Annotated in this window: 19 protein-coding genes; 4 read left to right on the forward strand and 15 right to left on the reverse strand. The window is 53.6% G+C overall.

Annotated elements, in window-relative coordinates; genetic code table 11:
- Nucleotides 1–2 precede the first annotated feature (2 nt).
- Nucleotides 3–758 (forward strand): bifunctional 2-polyprenyl-6-hydroxyphenol methylase/3-demethylubiquinol 3-O-methyltransferase UbiG, encoded by a 756-nt coding sequence (ubiG, locus tag TR2A62_RS11995; RefSeq protein WP_009159573.1) that lies wholly within the window; start codon nt 3–5, stop codon nt 756–758.
- Here the strand turns inward: ubiG and TR2A62_RS12000 are convergent.
- From TR2A62_RS12000 to TR2A62_RS12015, 4 genes are read right to left on the reverse strand one after another with little or no spacing between them, the layout of a single operon-like run.
- On the reverse strand, nt 742–1,185 hold the full coding sequence (locus TR2A62_RS12000; protein ID WP_009158407.1) for a MarR family winged helix-turn-helix transcriptional regulator: 444 nt from the start codon (nt 1,183–1,185) through the stop codon (nt 742–744). The genes ubiG and TR2A62_RS12000 overlap by 17 nt on opposite strands.
- Nucleotides 1,185–2,003, reverse strand: a complete 819-nt coding sequence (locus tag TR2A62_RS12005; protein WP_009160290.1) for a carbon-nitrogen hydrolase family protein — start codon at nt 2,001–2,003, stop codon at nt 1,185–1,187. The genes TR2A62_RS12000 and TR2A62_RS12005 overlap by 1 nt, the downstream gene beginning before the upstream one ends.
- Nucleotides 2,000–2,257, reverse strand: a complete 258-nt coding sequence (gene grxC, locus TR2A62_RS12010) for a glutaredoxin 3 (protein WP_009157450.1) — start codon at nt 2,255–2,257, stop codon at nt 2,000–2,002. Before grxC ends, TR2A62_RS12005 begins: the two co-directional genes overlap by 4 nt.
- Nucleotides 2,258–2,291: 34 nt before the next feature.
- Nucleotides 2,292–3,011, reverse strand: a complete 720-nt coding sequence (locus TR2A62_RS12015) for a double zinc ribbon domain-containing protein (protein ID WP_009158640.1) — start codon at nt 3,009–3,011, stop codon at nt 2,292–2,294.
- Nucleotides 3,012–3,039: 28 nt separating this feature from the next.
- Here TR2A62_RS12015 and TR2A62_RS12020 point away from each other — a divergent pair, with 28 nt between their 5' ends.
- Together TR2A62_RS12020 and hemH are read left to right on the forward strand one after the other, a co-directional pair.
- A complete protein-coding gene (locus tag TR2A62_RS12020; RefSeq protein ID WP_009159849.1) occupies nt 3,040–3,876 on the forward strand; it encodes a methyltransferase domain-containing protein in 837 nt (278 codons plus the stop codon).
- A 32-nt stretch (nt 3,877–3,908) separates the two neighbouring features.
- Complete coding sequence (hemH, locus tag TR2A62_RS12025; protein WP_040821503.1) at nt 3,909–4,973, forward strand: ferrochelatase; 1,065 nt, start codon at nt 3,909–3,911, stop codon at nt 4,971–4,973.
- Between the two features lie 77 nt (nt 4,974–5,050).
- Here the strand turns inward: hemH and TR2A62_RS12030 are convergent, their stop codons facing one another.
- The 3 genes from TR2A62_RS12030 to TR2A62_RS12040 form a co-directional block, all read right to left on the reverse strand.
- Entirely contained in the window at nt 5,051–5,236 is a 186-nt protein-coding gene (locus TR2A62_RS12030) for a hypothetical protein (RefSeq protein WP_009157763.1), read from the reverse strand.
- A gap of 228 nt (nt 5,237–5,464) precedes the next feature.
- On the reverse strand, nt 5,465–5,650 hold the full coding sequence (locus TR2A62_RS12035) for a hypothetical protein (protein ID WP_009159502.1): 186 nt from the start codon (nt 5,648–5,650) through the stop codon (nt 5,465–5,467).
- A 146-nt stretch (nt 5,651–5,796) separates the two neighbouring features.
- On the reverse strand, nt 5,797–6,378 hold the full coding sequence (locus tag TR2A62_RS12040) for a L,D-transpeptidase (RefSeq protein WP_009159781.1): 582 nt from the start codon (nt 6,376–6,378) through the stop codon (nt 5,797–5,799).
- Between the two features lie 172 nt (nt 6,379–6,550).
- Between TR2A62_RS12040 and TR2A62_RS12045 the strand changes: the two genes are divergently transcribed.
- Nucleotides 6,551–7,066 carry a CAP domain-containing protein gene (locus TR2A62_RS12045; protein ID WP_009157586.1) on the forward strand — a complete coding sequence of 172 codons (516 nt, stop codon included), beginning with the start codon at nt 6,551–6,553 and terminating at the stop codon, nt 7,064–7,066.
- Nucleotides 7,067–7,070: 4 nt separating this feature from the next.
- Here TR2A62_RS12045 and TR2A62_RS12050 read toward each other — a convergent pair whose 3' ends face one another.
- Genes TR2A62_RS12050 through TR2A62_RS12085 form a run of 8 tightly spaced genes read right to left on the reverse strand, consistent with a single transcriptional unit; the run spans nt 7,071 to nt 15,876 of the window.
- Nucleotides 7,071–7,598, reverse strand: coding sequence for a murein L,D-transpeptidase family protein (locus tag TR2A62_RS12050; protein WP_009157469.1), 528 nt, complete (start codon nt 7,596–7,598; stop codon nt 7,071–7,073).
- Nucleotides 7,599–7,639: 41 nt separating this feature from the next.
- A complete protein-coding gene (locus TR2A62_RS12055) occupies nt 7,640–8,854 on the reverse strand; it encodes a class I SAM-dependent RNA methyltransferase (protein WP_009158262.1) in 1,215 nt (404 codons plus the stop codon).
- Nucleotides 8,854–10,686, reverse strand: coding sequence for an ABC transporter ATP-binding protein (locus tag TR2A62_RS12060; RefSeq protein WP_009158739.1), 1,833 nt, complete (start codon nt 10,684–10,686; stop codon nt 8,854–8,856). Before TR2A62_RS12060 ends, TR2A62_RS12055 begins: the two co-directional genes overlap by 1 nt.
- Nucleotides 10,683–12,524 carry an ABC transporter ATP-binding protein gene (locus tag TR2A62_RS12065; protein WP_009160034.1) on the reverse strand — a complete coding sequence of 614 codons (1,842 nt, stop codon included), beginning with the start codon at nt 12,522–12,524 and terminating at the stop codon, nt 10,683–10,685. Before TR2A62_RS12065 ends, TR2A62_RS12060 begins: the two co-directional genes overlap by 4 nt.
- 44 nt (nt 12,525–12,568) lie before the next feature.
- Nucleotides 12,569–13,150 (reverse strand): LysE family translocator, encoded by a 582-nt coding sequence (locus tag TR2A62_RS12070; protein ID WP_009160324.1) that lies wholly within the window; start codon nt 13,148–13,150, stop codon nt 12,569–12,571.
- On the reverse strand, nt 13,147–14,298 hold the full coding sequence (locus tag TR2A62_RS12075) for a CCA tRNA nucleotidyltransferase (RefSeq protein ID WP_009157852.1): 1,152 nt from the start codon (nt 14,296–14,298) through the stop codon (nt 13,147–13,149). The genes TR2A62_RS12070 and TR2A62_RS12075 overlap by 4 nt, the downstream gene beginning before the upstream one ends.
- Entirely contained in the window at nt 14,295–14,900 is a 606-nt protein-coding gene (locus TR2A62_RS12080; protein ID WP_009158225.1) for a CoA pyrophosphatase, read from the reverse strand. The genes TR2A62_RS12075 and TR2A62_RS12080 overlap by 4 nt, the downstream gene beginning before the upstream one ends.
- Nucleotides 14,881–15,876: an Hsp33 family molecular chaperone HslO gene (locus tag TR2A62_RS12085; protein ID WP_009160150.1), complete on the reverse strand. Its 996-nt coding sequence runs from the start codon at nt 15,874–15,876 to the stop codon at nt 14,881–14,883. The genes TR2A62_RS12080 and TR2A62_RS12085 overlap by 20 nt, the downstream gene beginning before the upstream one ends.
- Between the last annotated feature and the right edge of the window lie 68 nt (nt 15,877–15,944).

Consider the following 15,944-nt stretch of genomic DNA (forward strand, 5'->3'; position numbering starts at 1 on the left):
CTATGACAAATGCACAAACAACAATTGACCCCGCAGAGGTCGCCAAATTCGAAGCGATGGCGGCTGAATGGTGGGATCTAGACGGCAAGTTCAAGCCTCTACACATGTTAAACCCATGTCGTCTGGACTACATCACACGACAGATTGCCGCAGAATTTGATCGCGACCTAGATACAGCAGCACCGTTCGCGGGTTTGCGAATACTGGACATCGGCTGTGGGGGTGGATTGCTGTGCGAACCTATGGCGCGGCTCGGCGCAGAAATTGTAGGGGCCGACGCAGCGGAACGGAATATTCCAGTGGCCCGGGTTCATGCCGAGCAATCCGGCCTCGACATTGACTACCGTCACACAACTGCCGAGGCGATGGCAGAAGCCGGCGAACAGTTTGATGTGGTTTTGAACATGGAAGTGGTCGAACACGTCGCCGATCCACTTTTATATATCACCGCCTGTCAGCAGTTGCTCAAACCAGGTGGATTGCACATTTGCTCGACGCTCAATCGAAATCCCAAGAGTTACATCTTTGCCATCATCGGGGCCGAGCACGTCATGCGTTGGCTGCCCAAAGGAACCCACGAGTGGAACAAGTTCATCACACCCGACGAGCTGTTTGATCTTTTGTCTCAGGCCGGATTAGAACCCGTCGACCGCAAGGGTTTCGTTTTTAATCCATTGGGATGGTCGTGGAAGTTGTCAGACCGTGATTTGAGCGTGAACTACGTCACAGCGAGCCTGAAACCTACTCTAGCTCGCTAAGGCGACGACGCAACTCTCGCATGACTGGCAAAGCCGCGCGGACCTTTTCCGCTCCGACCGCATCGACGACATCCGAAATGACTGGAGTGATCGCGGCAAGAGCAGTGTTTCGTGCTTGAACACCAGACGGGCTGATCGTCACCAATTTACGGCGTGCATCGTCCCAGTCCGGTCGAATGTGAACATGACCCTGCCATTCCAGTTTCGACAACGTATTGGTCATCGCGCCACGCGTTAGATGAAACGACTTTGCCAATTGCGCTGGCGTTCGTTCTTGGGCTAGACCCGCAAGATGGTTCAGAACGATAAAATGTGAAAGCTCCATACCTTTGGGCAGAGCTTTGGTCAAAGCGCTGCGGGCCAACTGATCCGTCATCAGGATTTCGCTGAACAGCGATCTAGAAAGAGTATCGTTCTCATCCGACATCATGGACCCTCAAAATCAGCGTCCGACAAGAGTGACGGGATACGCTGTCTGGCTTTTGCCACTTTTGACAGGTCCAAATCAACATATGTGATGCCCGTACCGATTCCAGCGTCACATAAAACCTCACCCCACGGCGAAATCGCCATACTGTGCCCATAAGTTGCGCGGTTTGGCGTGTTTTGCCCCGTTTGAGCAGCCGCCAAAACAAAACACCCCGTTTCAATAGCCCGCGCGCGCAACAAAGATTCCCAATGCGCCACACCTGTCACAGGCGAGAAAGCAGAAGGGACGAGCAATATTTCTGCTCCGGCACGCGCCAATTTCCTATAGAGATGCGGGAACCTCAAATCATAGCAAATCGTCAATCCCATCGTGCCGATAGGTGTTTCTGAAACCACAGCACGCGCGCCCGGTTGATAGGCGCGCGATTCACGGTATGCCTCGGTTTCGGAAACCTTGGCATCAAACATGTGGATTTTGTCGTAATGCGCTTCGATCATCCCATCTGGCGAAATGAGAAAAGATCGGTTCAAGAGCCGAGGATCCGCGGTGTCCGACTTTAACGACAGCGATCCTAGCGACAGCCATATTCCGACGTCGTGAGCCGTATCCTGAAGAGCCGCCAACATCTGATCATCAGACTGTGTCACCAAGGTGATTTCACGCTGTGCAACATCAGTCGTGATGCAATTTGAAACTTCGGGTGTGAGTACGAAATCTGCACCCTGTTCTGCAGCCTCACGGATATAGGACGAGAGCGCCGCCAAATTTACGTCGGGATCAGATCCCGACGTCATTTGGATCAGCGCGACCTTCAAGCGGCGAGCAACCCGTCTAGCTTGCCCGAGCGTTCAAGCGCGTAGAGATCATCACAACCTCCGATGTGGGCTTCACCGATAAAGATCTGTGGAACGGTACGACCGCCGTTGGCCCGCTGGATCATTTCCGGTTTGCGCGATGGATCAGCCAATACGTCGATCTCGGAAAAGCTGGCGCCCTTTTCATTCAAGAGCCGTTTGGCCGCGTGGCAGAAACCACAAAGCGGTGATGTATAGATTTCGATGGTGTTCATTTCGGATGTCCTTTGATGACGTTTTGATAGTCATCTAGGCATCCTTTGTCACGCGGGCCAGTGTTAGGACACAAACCTCGCGGGCGCGTGAGGTCTGCAACGCCTCTGTAGCGGCAGTAAGAGTTGCGCCAGTCGTCATAACATCGTCGGCAATCAAGACGCGTTTGCCTTGGATCTCATCGGCATATTTCGGTTTGATCGTGATTGCGCCGCGCAAGAGATCAAAGCGTTCGTCACGAGATAGACCTTCTAGCGACGTGGTCGGTTTGGTTCGACGCAAAAGGTCTGGCAGAACAATCGCATTCACATAGGGTTTTAGTTCCAGAGCAAACAACGCTGATTGATTGTATCGCCGCTTTAACATGCGTGACCAATGCAATGGTATCGGTGCAATAATCGTATCTGGCTGCAGCAGCGGTGCGGCAGCACGTGCCATCCATTGGGACAGTGCTGGGACCAAATCAGTCCGGTCGCCATGCTTTAAAGCCAAGACAAGCCGCCTTGCATTCCCCGAGTATAGCGTTGCTGCCCGTCCGTGTAGCCAAGGGCGCGGTGACGCGTGACATGCTTCGCAATAGGCGGTTTCCTCAGGATCAACGTCACCGATCAGCGGTGCGCCACATGCGCCGCAAACTGCCCCCGTTATGAACGGTGTGTCTGACCAACACTTGCCACAAAGCCCCGTATCACCTTCGACCAACGCATCACACGACACGCATTGCGTTGGATAGAGTATGCGAAGGGCGCTTTGCATCTGGGGCGATCTCTCCTAAATGAGCAGGATGCAAACGCAAACGCCCCTCTTTGATCCGCCCCTGGACTGCCAGTGCACGACACGCGTCACCGAGATGCTCTTCCAAGACATCGCCGCGGATGATCTGTATGAAAGACTACAAGAGGTTAACAGAACCTTTACAGATGTCGCGATTATCACGCGCTTTCCCAAAGTCTGGCAGGATCGCTTGCCCAAAGCGAAGGTCGTGGACTTTGACGACGTGCTCGCCCTGCCGCAACGGTCCTTTGATCTGGTAATCCATACGCTTTGCTTGCATCGCGCGAATGATCCAGTCGGCCAGCTCATTCAATCGCGAAACGCGCTGCGCCCTGACGGTATGTTTCTGGCCAATCTCTTTGGTGGTGAAACTTTGCATGAACTCCGCGCTTCTCTTGCTGAAGCTGAAACAAAGGTGAGTGGCGGGCTGTCCCCTCGGGTTTCCCCAATGGGGGAAATTCGCGACCTTGGGGCATTGCTGCAACGCGCTGGGCTAGCATTGCCAGTCGCAGACGGCGTTCAGACAACGGCCACGTACACGGACGCTTTTGCCTTGATGCGCGATCTGCGTATGATGGGCGAGACCAACTCAATGACCGCACGGAACAAAACATTTGTGAAACGTGATCTGTTTGACGAAACCGACCGTATCTACAAAGCAGCCTTTGCGCTGGATGGCGATCGCATCCCTGCGACGTTTGAAATAATCACACTGACCGGCTGGGCGCCGTCAAAAGATCAACCTCAACCGCTTCGCCCGGGGTCTGCAACAAATCGTTTGGCGGATGCGCTGGGCACAATTGAAACGCCAGTGGGCGGTCCGACACGACGGGGGTCAGACACATGACACCGCCAACCCAAGACAAAGGACACGACACCATGTTCGACTCAACCAACCAAGAGGCGGTCTGCCCTGTCCATGCTCCGTCGGATCACCCCCACGTTAAACCTGCCAAGGTTGGAATCCTTCTCGCCAATCTTGGGACACCAGATGCCACAGACTATTGGTCAATGCGTCGCTATTTGGGTGAGTTTTTGTCTGACAAACGCGTGGTCGATTATTCCGCGTGGCTTTGGCAGCCGTTGCTCCAGCTCGTGATTCTGACCAAGCGCCCGTTCAGTTCGGGTGCTGCGTACAAATCAATCTGGAACGAAGAAGCGAACGAAAGCCCCCTTTTGACCATCACCAAACAACAGACCGCAGGGATCAAGGACCGGATGCAGTCGCGCTATGGCGACCGTGTCATGGTTGATTATTGCATGCGCTACGGCAATCCGTCGACCAAATCCAAGGTCCGCGAGATGGTCGAAGCCGGGTGCCAAAAGATCATCTTTTTCCCGCTCTATCCGCACTATGCAGGCGCGACGTCTGCGACGGCGAACGATCAACTCTTTCGGGCATTGATGGAAGAGAAATGGCAGCCGTCTGTCCGTACCGTGCCGGCGTATTTTGAAGAACCGGCCTATATTGATGCGCTAGCCCAGTCGATTGAGCGCGCTTATGCGGATGCTGAAAAACGTCCCGATATCCTCGTCTGTTCCTATCATGGCGTGCCCAAGCGGTATCTGATGGAAGGCGACCCATACCACTGCCAATGCCAGAAAACGACGCGCTTGCTCAAAGAGCGTTTAGGTTGGAGCGACACCGAAATCACAACGACGTTTCAATCTCGTTTCGGCCCCGAAGAGTGGCTGCAGCCCTATACCGTGGAAGAAGTCGCGCGCCTTGCCGAAAAAGGTAAAAAGAATATTGCCGTTTGCGCCCCTGCCTTCTCGGCTGATTGCATCGAGACGCTCGAAGAGATCAACGAAGAGATTAAGGAAAGCTTTGAAGAGGCTGGAGGACGGGATTTTCTCTATATCCCGTGTCTCAACGATGATGATGCCCACCTAAGTGCGTTGGGCGGGATTATCGAAGACAACCTCGCTGGATGGTTGGACTAAAAACATCCGCGTAGACGTAAAAAGGGCGGCATCGGTAAACCGCGCCGCCCTTTCGCAATTCTGATCAGAAGATCTAATTAGGAAGCTGCTGCCAGCAATGCAACCAGGATCAGGGCAACAATTGCGCCTGTGCCCGAGGAGGATGAACCTGACTCTTCAACGATTACAACTGGGTCCATTTCCATCATTGGCTCGGACATGCCACCGGCGAATGCTGTGGATGCGATGCCTGCGAATGCAGCTGCGAGAACGATCTTTTTCATGTTAAACTCCATAAATACCCACCCAGCACTGTAATTCGAGGCGGCTGGTAGGCCCCAAGTGAACACCTCGAGCCGTTTATAAGTCAATTTGGGGGGTATTTGCCAAGTAGAAATGTTTCTGACGGGCTGCAAAGCGCCAAAACAAGCAAGAAACAGTCTGTTGAGCATAGAAAAAGGGCGGTTGGAATGAACCAACCGCCCTTTTGTAATTCAGATCCGGAGATCGAATTAGGAAGCTGCTGCCAGCAGTGCAACCAGGATCAGGGCAACGATTGCGCCTGTGCCCGAGGAGGCCGAACCTGCCTCTTCAACGATTACAACTGGTTCCATCTCCATCAATGGCTCGGACATGCCGCCGGCGAATGCTGTGGATGAAAGACCTGCAAATGCAGCTGCGAGAACGATATTTTTCATGTTAAACTCTCCAGTAAATGCCTGCCGCCTGGTATGTTGAGGACGGCGACAAGCCCCAAGACTTACCTCTGGACTATCTCTAATCCAAAAAGGGGCCAAAATGCCAAGTCTGAAACAAACGCAGTGCAAACTCGGCTCGAATGTCGTCAAATTAGCAACACCTGTGCGCCATTCTTAGTCAGGCCGTAAAGCTCGGCAATATGCTCATTATACAGGCCAATACAGCCATTCGACGACCGACGACCGATCTTGCGCGTGTCATGAGTGCCGTGGATTCGATAGTAGGTCCAGCTGAGATACAGCGCGTGTGATCCAAGGGGATTATCGGGGCCCGGGCCGACGAACTCAGGCCATTCAGGGTTGCGCTTACGCATCGCAGGCGTCGGGCGCCAGCTTGGCCCTTCAACTTTACGCGTGATTGTCGTGCGTCCACGACGTGTCAGATCCTCAGACAGCGGAACACTTGTTGGATACAGTTTGTAGATACTTTGGTCTTCCGACCAATAGTGCAAGGCACGCGATTGAAGGTCTACCAGAATGGCGCCTCCACGCAGATTGTCGAAATAGGGCTGCCAGTTCAGCGTACGAAAGCTCGAAATATTGCGGCGCAAAGACTGTGAAATTTCGCCCTCAACCTCGGTTGATTGCGTCGCAGCACCGGTCCCGACAGCCGCAGCTGTACCCGCGATAAAGCCGCGACGGGTCAAATTGGATGGCAATTTACTCATAACAGGATCTCCGTTGACGCTGTTTAAAAATCGATTGATGCCTCAATATGGCCGGAAAGACGCAGTCGCAAATCAAACAAACGTCAGATTGGCGGTTCGTCGCCAAGTGGGTTTGAAACGCAACGATCAATTCGCTAAAGCGAAGGGGAGTAAATATTAAGGCGATCGCACCATGAACCGTATCACGTCACTTCTGTTTGTTGCCATGATGGCCTTGGTTGCATGTGCGCCACAACCCGATTCGTCGCGTATTGGCCCAGATGGGAACCCGCTTCCTACTGTGTACCGGATCAAAGCACGCGATACGGCCGACATCCAATTCCGCATGCTGGATAGCGTAAACGCCCTGCGCCTCGCTGCCGGTGCTTCGCAAGTTAAGCTCGACGCGCCTCTCAATGCAGCGGCAGCAACGCATTCTCGTGACATGGCCGTGCAAAACCGCCCTTGGCACTTTGGATCTGACGGATCGTCACCCATCGATCGTGTTCGTCGTGTCGGCTACACCGGAACGCTATTGGGCGAAAACATCTCTGAGACCTACGAGACCGAGCTTGAAACCTTGGCTGCATGGATGGAATTGCCGCAAACTCGGAACGTTATTTTGGACACCAACGCGGCCAACATGGGCTTTGCATGGTTCCAAGAGCCAAACGGGAAGGTTTGGTGGACACTGGTGATGGGATCCTAACCCTTTACGGGTAGATTGAGATTACCGTTCCGTTTTTAACCATCGCGTAGATTTGCTCCATCTCGCGGTCTTTGACCGCGATGCAGCCCCACGTCCAATCGTCATCGCTATTGCGAAACCTTTTGGGTGTGCCGTGGATAAAGATGTCGCCGCCGGGTGGCATGCCCAGCGCACGCGCGACTTCTACGTCATTGGCATTCGGGTAGGAAATGCCCAGCGACAGATGGAAACGGCTATTTGGGTTGCGACGGTCGATAAAGTAGTTGCCCTCGGGCGTCTTGCCGTCGCCTTCGACCTGTTTGCGGCCGACTGGTTCAAATCCCAGCGCAAAGTCATATTTTTCCAGCACTTCGTTATTGTGCATCAAATACATCGTACGCGCCTCTTTATAGACGGCGATACGCGTGACTTCTGGACCGTTGTAAGTCTTGAATTTGGATCCGCAGCCCACGAGCACGAAAAACAATAAGAATACCGAAAGGACACGAAACAACCGCATCAGAACCACCGCCTCAGTTTTTTTTGTCTGCATAACAGGATTACCGGATTTTTACAGCCTGATTGAATGTCACACTAGCGTGAGAACCGAGCGGCGATTTCTGTGTGATTTGACCACCGAAACTGGTCAACCGGTTGCACCCAATCCAGCGCAAAACCCGCATCCACCAAAATCCGCGCGTCACGCGCGAATGTGACAGGGTTGCATGACACCGATGCCACCAATGGAACCGCGCTATTGGCAATTTCATGGGTCTGCGCCTCTGCACCTGCACGAGGCGGGTCGATGACAACGCCATCCTTTTTATGAAATTCATCTGGCAACAGAGGACGGCGAAACAAGTCGCGCGCTTCAGTCGTCACGCGCTTGAGCCCTGTGGCCATCCGCCAACCTGCATCCAAAGTCTCAAGCATGTCAGCCACACCTTCGACTGCATGGACCTGTGCAGTTTCTGCCATTGGTATCGTGAATGTCCCTGCGCCAGCAAAGAGATCAACAACAATAGACGCATCACCCAATGCATTTTGCACCGCTGATGTCAGTGCAAGCTCGCCTTCTTTCGTGGCTTGCAGGAACGCGCCCGGAGGTGGCGCAACTTGGGCTTTGCCAAACTGATGCGCTGGTGCGCGGCGCGTCACAATCGTCTCGTCATTCCATGTCAGGCGGGCAAAATCGTAGCGACCTGCCGCTGCGGCGAGCGTCACCCGCATAGCATCAACCAGCTCCTTGCCATTCTCGACCATGACATCCAGACCGCCAAGGCTGTCCGTCACTGTCAGGGCTAACTCGCCTTTGCGCGAGCCAAACTCGACCGTGAACTCTTCGAGCATCTGGATCATCGATCGCAACGATGGAGTAACTAGCTGACAATCGGGCACGGCAACCAGCCCGTCAGATCCCCGCATGTGAAACCCAATCATCGCGCCTTTCTTGGTACGCCGTGCGGCAAACTTGGCACGGCGACGTGTCTGTGGAGGAGACGTCAAAATAGGAAGGATGTTTGTCTCGATCCCTTGGCTGGCAAGACCAAGCCTGACGATCTCTGTTTTCCAATCTGCAACGCTCTGTTCGCTCGCGTGTTGCATCAAGCAACCGCCGCAGGTTTTGAAATGTCGGCACACCGCCGCCACTCGATCTGTCGAAGGGGTAACCACCCGAGGGGCCACCAGCGGCCCATCATCCTGATCAAACTCAACAGTCTCACCAGGCAGCGCACGCAAAAAGAGCCGTCCGTCGGCATCTGCGCCCAGTCCCTTTTGGGTCAATTTCACAATATCAGTAGTTGGCATTAATCAGCAGCATCCTGTGTTTGTAAAAATCCACCGGACTGTTTGTCCCAATAGCCTGCATACAAGCCACCGCGCGCCAATAGATCGTCGTGGGTGCCTTGTTCCACAATGCGGCCTTGTTCAAGCACGATGATGCGATCCATCTGCGAAATCGTCGACAGCCTGTGCGCGATTGCCACAACTGTCTTGCCTTGCATGACCTGATCCAGCGCCTCTTGGATAGAATATTCAACCTCGCTGTCGAGCGCGCTTGTGGCTTCGTCTAGTACGAGAATTGGCGCGTCCTTCAAAATTGCACGCGCCAACGCTATACGTTGGCGCTGACCACCAGAAAGCTTTACACCACGTTCGCCAAGGTGTGCGTCATATCCCTTGCGGCCTCTATGATCTTCGAGATCAAGGATAAAATCGTGGGCTTCGGCACGCTTTGCCGCATCTTGAACCTGATCAAACGTCGCATCGGGGCGACCATAGCGAATGTTGTCATCCGCAGATCGGTTAAACATGGCCGTCTCTTGGGTCACCATTCCGATATTGATGCGAACGCTTTCTTGGGTCACGTCGCGAAGGTCCTGTCCGTCGATCAAGACAGCGCCCTGTTCAGCATCATACAAGCGCAACAGAACAGCGACCAAGGTGGATTTGCCTGCACCTGAGGCGCCCACGATCCCGAGCTTCTCTCCGCTGGCAATCGTCAGGGAAACATCCGACAATCCACCCTTGTCACGCCCATACTGAAAGTCGAGGTTGCGCAATTCGATGACACCTTGGGTCACCAGCAGATCGGGGGCGCCATCTGCGTTCACCAGCTCATGTGGCGGGGTCAGGGTTTTCATTCCGTCTTCAACTTCACCAATGTTGGAATAGATCCCCATCAGTGTGTAGCTGACCCAGCCTGTCATTTGGGCAATCCGAATAGAGACCGATCCAGCCGCTGCAATATCACCAGCGGTCGCCTGCCCGTTTTGCCACAACAGCAACGTCCCGCCGATCAGGAAAACCGGCAAAACCCCAGCCAGCGTCATAAGTGAAATTCGGAACGCTGCAGACATTTGCCCAAAGGCAACGGCACTGTCGCGAAACACATCCATTGCGCCCAGCGCGGCCCGGTCTTCGTGATCCGCATGAGCAAACAGCTTGACCGTTTTGATGTTCGTGATCGTATCGACAACCTGACCAGAAACCATTGCGCGTGCACCTGCGCGATCAGCCGACCGGACACGAATGCGCGGCATGAACCAACGGATCAATGCAAAATAGAGGATCAGCCAAAGTGACAGAGCAAACGCGATCCAGCCATTGATCATCGTCAACAGGATGGCCGACCCTATCAGGGTCGCAAGTGCAAACATGACTGTGCTGATCGTCTCCATCGTGACGTCCGTGATCGCACGAGCGGTCTGCATCTGCTTTTGCGCAATCCGACCCGCAAAATCATTGTCAAAGAATGTTACCGACTGCCCCATCGACCAACGATGCAAGCGAGACAGAACCAATGGGTTAGTATTCGGCTGGATCACGACCGCATTCGCAAGCGACGATATGCCAAATACGATTGGCCGCAAAAACACAAAGAAGATGACGAACCCAATCAACAGCCACGCATTCTGAGCAAAGTATGCGGCGGGCCCAGTATCGACTGCCGTGTCGATAACGCGCCCCAAGATGATCGCGGTGACGACTTCTAAGGTGCCGGCGGCCGCAGAAAAAATCGCAGCCACAACAAGTACCGGAAAGCACCCAGTCAAAGCCCACCGAAGGAATCCGCCAAGGTTTTGCGGTGGTGGGCCTTCGGCGGGTTGAAACGGCGCGATTAAGTTTTGTAATTTCATGACTGTTTCTCTTTGTTGATGAAGCCACCCGACTGCCGCGACCAGAATTTCGCGTATAGTCCGTTCTGCTTTAACAGAGCGCTGTGCGTGCCTTCTTCCACAACTTTTCCACCATCAATCACAATAATCCGGTCCATCTTGGCAATCGCCGACAGCCGGTGTGCGATCGCAATCACTGTTTTGCCTTCCATCATGCCGTAAAGCGTTTGCTGAATTTGCTCTTCAACTTCGCAGTCCAAAGCGCTGGTCGCCTCGTCCAACAACAAGATGGGCGCGTCTTTCAGTATGACGCGCGCCAACGAGATCCGTTGGCGTTGACCTCCCGACAACTTGACCCCTCGCTCGCCAACTTGGGCGTCATATGCTCTCCGCCCCTCCGCGTCTTGGAGTTCAAGGATAAAGTCATGGGCTTCGGCTTGCTGGGCGGCTTTAATCACTTGCTCATTCGTAGCGTCCGGACAGCCATATAGAATGTTGTCGCGAACCGACCGATGCAACAAAGAGCTGTCTTGCTGCACCATCCCGATGGCGTTACGCAAACTGTCCTGTGTGACGGTCGAGATGTCTTGGCCATCAATCACGATTGACCCAGCTTCGATATCGTAGAACCGAAGCAGCAATTTGCCTAAGGTTGACTTACCCACGCCAGAACGACCGACAACCCCCAATTTTTCACCTGGCTGGATCGTCAAATTCAATGCCTCGAGACCACCGTGACCACGCCCATAATGGTGTGTCAGGTCTTTGACCTCGATCTTGCCATTCGCCAGTTCCAACTCCTTGGCGTCGGGCGCATCGATCAACGTAATCGGTTGGGCAATCGTTTCCATCCCTCCGGACACAACACCGAGATTGCGGAAGAAAGACGAAACAGCCCACATGATCCATCCGGTCATCGCATTGAGACGAAGCGTTAAAGCAGCAGCTGCGGCAACCGCGCCAACAGACGCAAGACCCGACATCGACAGGCCCAGCGCCCAGCCAACAACAGCCACGATCAAGGCACCGTTTAGCAGAACCAATCCCAACTCCATCTTGGTCAGGATCCGCATCTCGCCCTGAAATGTGACCCGCGCGTTTTCGATCGCGTCATGGGCATATTCAACTTCGGTTTCATTGTGAGAGAACAGTTTCACCGAATGAATGTTGGTATAACTGTCGACAACTCGACCCGTGATCACACTGAGCGCGTCGGATGACCGTTTCGATGCAGGTCCAACAGTTCGTATCGTCCAACGCACCAAAGCACCGTAGAACACAAACCAGATCAAAAGCGGCGCCATCAATCGCAGATCAATATCGTAGAGCAGAATAAACGACCCTACAAATAATGCAGTCGCATAGGCCATTGCATCGAACACTTCGTAGATCGCTTCGCCCGCTGCTGGTGGTGTTTGCATAATCCGATTGGCAATACGTCCGGCAAAGTCGTTTTCAAACCAACCAACAGATTGACGCAGCACATGTCGATGCGCACGCCACCGGATCAGTGTTCCAAAGTTTGGCAGGATCGTATTGTTCAACAACAGCACATCGACGACTTGGATCGCCGGTCGAAACAGCAACAGGAACACCGCTATCCAAATCAGCTCGGTTCCATGGCTCTGCCAAACTTCATCCTCGCCCTTTGTCGACAACACATCGACGAGAAGCCCCATGTAAAAAATCAGCCACAGTTCAACAGCAGCCACAACGAGGGATGTGACAGCCGCCATCCAAAGCACCTTTTTAAAGGGCTGCATGTAGTCTCGCAAAAAAGGCCACAGCCGACGGGACGGTTTGTTCGTCTCAATATACGGCGTGTAGGGGTCAACGAGGCGTTCAAAAAATTGAAACATATCGGGCCTCTCGATCTGTGAGCCATCTCATAGCGCATCTTAGGCTAGAGGAAAACAAGCACCGAAAATACGACCAGCGCGATCGCCATACCGCGCGCAAAGATCCGCCATTTTGACTGATCATTTAAGAGAGTTGAGAGTAGCGAACCAGTTGTCGACCAAAAGAGGCAGACGACCAAATTCAAACCCGAGAATGCAGTTCCCAACAAAAATGCTTGTTCAATTGCGGGCAGATTGTTCGTGTACGCCGTCGCACTAAGGGCGACCGCCCAAACCTTGGGGTTTACCCATTGAAAGAGGACCGCTTCGACAAAGGTAAAGGGGCGCTCAGTTGAGGTTTCTCTACGCGGCGGGGCGGAATGCCACAGCTTGTATGCCATGAACAAAATCCAGCCCGCGGCGACACATTTCAACACGAGCGCCAACCAAGGCAACTGCCCCAAAGCCGTTCCAATTCCAAAACCAGCAAGTGAAGAAGTGATGCCAACCCCAACCACGACGCCGAACACATGCGGCAAAGTGGCTTTTAGACCAAAACGTGCGCCAGAAGTGGTCAGCAAGATGACGTTAGGCCCCGGAGAAAACAGGCCCAGAAAGACAAAGCTATAGAGGGCCCACGGTATCATCCCAAGAGTTCAGACTTAGTGGCCGAGAGATCTGATGCGATCCAAACAGCTTCGAGCCTCTTGAGCTCTTCTCCCAGAGCCCAGCCCTGGAAGCTATCGGACAAATCCGAAGCGGCAATTGGGCAGACTTGGGCATCACCACGGATTGCTGCATCAATTTCACGAGGGTCCAACATCATTCCCGCAGTCGCTGCTCGCAGCAACAACACATCAATGGCTGCGGTGCTACCCAAACGGTAACCCAACTCTGCGGCGGACATGAGCGACCCTAGTCCCTCTTTCAGAACGTTCAGCTCTTTGGCCTGCGCCTTGCTCAACCTGAGATCCCGTACGGGGTCCTCTCCGCCAACAACACAGAGCCGACGGATCGCATTCGGGGCGACGCTATAAGCCTCTTCAACATGAACCAAAACAGCAAGCGCAGCAGCTGCAGCACCCGGCAGAACGCGCATCAATACGCCACATTGGCCCATTGTTGCGATCGCAGGTGCCGGATCAGTTGCCGCCAAAAGCTTGACCATTTCGGCACCAATACGCTCTTTTGGGAGGGTCTCTAGCCCGTCTAGATTGCCGGAAATTGCGGCAATTGCCTCTGGCTCAAAACCCAAAGTTTGATCTGCATAGAGCGCGTGAAATCTAAAAAACCTAAGACTGCGCAGAAAGTCTTCTTGGATACGTTGATCTGCGTTTTCAATAAACCGAAGCCGGCGCGCATAGAGGTCTAACAATCCCCCAAGAGGATCAACAACCTCACCGGTTGCGCGCGCATAGAGGGCGTTCATAGTGAAATCACGCCTGCGCGCATCGTCATCGATAGATTGAGAATAGGCCACAACGGCCCGCCGTCCGTACGTCTCCACATCCCGACGAAACGAAGTGATTTCTAGCGGAGTACCATCCGAAACTACAGTTATCGTTCCATGATCGTAGCCTGTTGAGATCACTTTCAACCCAGCGGCCGATGCGATTTTTGTTCCCTGTTCAGGGGTCGCATTCGACGACAGATCAACGTCGTGTATTGGTAAATCCAGCACTGCGTTGCGTACACATCCCCCGACAAAGAAAAGCTCGAACCCCGCATCAGCGTAGATCTCAAAGACTCTTTGCACTGCAGGCGACTTCATCCATTGACCGTCGATCTGGGTCATTTCGAAAAACCATCCGCCAATGCCCGCAATATCCGAGCTGTCGCACCCCAAATATAATAGGGACCAAACGGTACCGTATAAAACATGCGACGCGTGCCGCGCCATCTACGTGATTGAATTTGGTAGCTCTCAGAATTCATCAAAAAATCGTAGGGAACACGAAAGACTTCGGCAACCTCGCCGGGGTCGATGACTGGATCAAACGGTTTAGAGAGAACGCCAACAACTGGGGTCACATTGAACCCCGTGACCGTCTGGTGACTGGGCAGTGACCCAATCACCTCGACGGCTGCTGGATCAAGAGCGATTTCTTCTTGAGCTTCTCGCAGAGCGGTTTCAATACCAGAGGCATCATCCTCATCGCGCTTGCCACCTGCAAAGGCGATTTGGCCGCCATGATTTCGCATTTGTGACGCTCTCTTGGTCAAAATGAATTCAGGTTGCGCCGAAGAAAGATCCACCAAAACTAAGACCGACGCATCGCGAAGCGTCACACCCTTGGGTGCCATCTCTGGGTTAAGGTCAAAATCAGACGACCCGCCTTGAACCCGAGATATTGCAGCACCCAGATGGGATTTTGTCTCAGCTGGCTGGGTCTGCATCATTCGCCTCGAACCCCAAGGTCGCAGGGTCAAATTCGTAGTGCGACCCACAAAACTGACAGTCAGCCGTTACTTTGCCGTCATCAGTCGTCATGTGTGCAATATCCTTGGCCGAATATATCGAGAGACTGTCGCGCACACGTTCAGGGGAACAAGAACAGCCGAACCGGATATCTTGCGCTTCATAGATGCGCGGTTTTTCTTCGTGGAAGAGGCGCAGCAACAATTGGGACGGCGACACAGTTGGGCCGACCAATTCCATCTCTTCGACGGTATCCAGCAATGTGTTCGCGCGGTTCCAGTTCTCTGCCCCATCACTATCAAGCGCATCCGTCGCTGCCATCAAGCCGTCTTCTCCAGTCGCACCATCGGATGACATCAGAGGGGATGCTTTGGGCATATGCTGCAACATGACACCACCCGCACGCCAACCTTCGTCCTTGCCGGGTATCTGCGATTTTCCATAGGTCAGCGCAAACCGTGTCGGTATCTGTTCAGACTGAGCAAAGTAGGTTTCAGCACAGACAGACAATGACCCACCTGCGATTGGTGTGAGGCCCTGATAAGGCTTCATATCGTTGCCTTGATCCAACAACAGCGCAAAGTACCCTTTCCCGATAAGCTCGAATGGTTTGGTCGTATTATCAATTCGTGTTTCATCAAAGCTGGCGTAGGCTCGCATTCTAGCAGGTTGCCCGTCGTCAGTTGGTCCGTAGTAATCCGTCGCAATGATGCGCGCAGGCCCGTCACCGCGCACTTGCAATGACAGCTTCCATCGCAGTTTCACCATTTGACCGATCATCGCTGTAAGCAATGCCATCTCTGCGACCAATACCTCGATCGCAGGGGGATAGTCATGTTGGCGCAAAACATCGTCCAGCACGCCGTCGAGCCGTGCAATACGGCCACGAATATCGGACATATCCAGTTGAAACGGGAGAACGGTGTCATCCCAGTCAGGCTTTGAATTGGTCATCGGGGTTTCCTTAGCTGCCACGGATTGGCATATCGCGTGTATATAGGCGCTACAACCTCGGGTCCAAG

Origin of the sequence: Thalassobium sp. R2A62 (assembly GCF_000161835.1) — a bacterium.
Taxonomy (GTDB): domain Bacteria; phylum Pseudomonadota; class Alphaproteobacteria; order Rhodobacterales; family Rhodobacteraceae; genus Thalassobium.

Bases quoted from the DNA above. Each gene is read 5' to 3' on its own strand.
- TR2A62_RS12030 (WP_009157763.1), bottom strand. From the start codon at position 5,236: ATGAAAAAGATCGTTCTCGCAGCTGCATTCGCAGGCATCGCATCCACA.
- TR2A62_RS12015 (WP_009158640.1), bottom strand. From the start codon at position 3,011: ATGCAAAGCGCCCTTCGCATACTCTATCCAACGCAATGCGTGTCGTGT.
- TR2A62_RS12045 (WP_009157586.1), top strand. From the start codon at position 6,551: ATGAACCGTATCACGTCACTTCTGTTTGTTGCCATGATGGCCTTGGTT.
- TR2A62_RS12000 (WP_009158407.1), bottom strand. From the start codon at position 1,185: ATGTCGGATGAGAACGATACTCTTTCTAGATCGCTGTTCAGCGAAATC.
- hemH (WP_040821503.1), top strand. From the start codon at position 3,909: ATGTTCGACTCAACCAACCAAGAGGCGGTCTGCCCTGTCCATGCTCCG.
- ubiG (WP_009159573.1), top strand. From the start codon at position 3: ATGACAAATGCACAAACAACAATTGACCCCGCAGAGGTCGCCAAATTC.
- TR2A62_RS12040 (WP_009159781.1), bottom strand. From the start codon at position 6,378: ATGAGTAAATTGCCATCCAATTTGACCCGTCGCGGCTTTATCGCGGGT.
- TR2A62_RS12065 (WP_009160034.1), bottom strand. From the start codon at position 12,524: ATGTTTCAATTTTTTGAACGCCTCGTTGACCCCTACACGCCGTATATT.
- TR2A62_RS12085 (WP_009160150.1), bottom strand. From the start codon at position 15,876: ATGACCAATTCAAAGCCTGACTGGGATGACACCGTTCTCCCGTTTCAA.
- TR2A62_RS12020 (WP_009159849.1), top strand. From the start codon at position 3,040: ATGCAAACGCAAACGCCCCTCTTTGATCCGCCCCTGGACTGCCAGTGC.
- TR2A62_RS12035 (WP_009159502.1), bottom strand. From the start codon at position 5,650: ATGAAAAATATCGTTCTCGCAGCTGCATTTGCAGGTCTTTCATCCACA.
- TR2A62_RS12055 (WP_009158262.1), bottom strand. From the start codon at position 8,854: ATGCCAACTACTGATATTGTGAAATTGACCCAAAAGGGACTGGGCGCA.
- TR2A62_RS12060 (WP_009158739.1), bottom strand. From the start codon at position 10,686: ATGAAATTACAAAACTTAATCGCGCCGTTTCAACCCGCCGAAGGCCCA.
- TR2A62_RS12070 (WP_009160324.1), bottom strand. From the start codon at position 13,150: ATGATACCGTGGGCCCTCTATAGCTTTGTCTTTCTGGGCCTGTTTTCT.
- TR2A62_RS12050 (WP_009157469.1), bottom strand. From the start codon at position 7,598: ATGCAGACAAAAAAAACTGAGGCGGTGGTTCTGATGCGGTTGTTTCGT.
- TR2A62_RS12080 (WP_009158225.1), bottom strand. From the start codon at position 14,900: ATGCAGACCCAGCCAGCTGAGACAAAATCCCATCTGGGTGCTGCAATA.
- grxC (WP_009157450.1), bottom strand. From the start codon at position 2,257: ATGAACACCATCGAAATCTATACATCACCGCTTTGTGGTTTCTGCCAC.
- TR2A62_RS12075 (WP_009157852.1), bottom strand. From the start codon at position 14,298: ATGACCCAGATCGACGGTCAATGGATGAAGTCGCCTGCAGTGCAAAGA.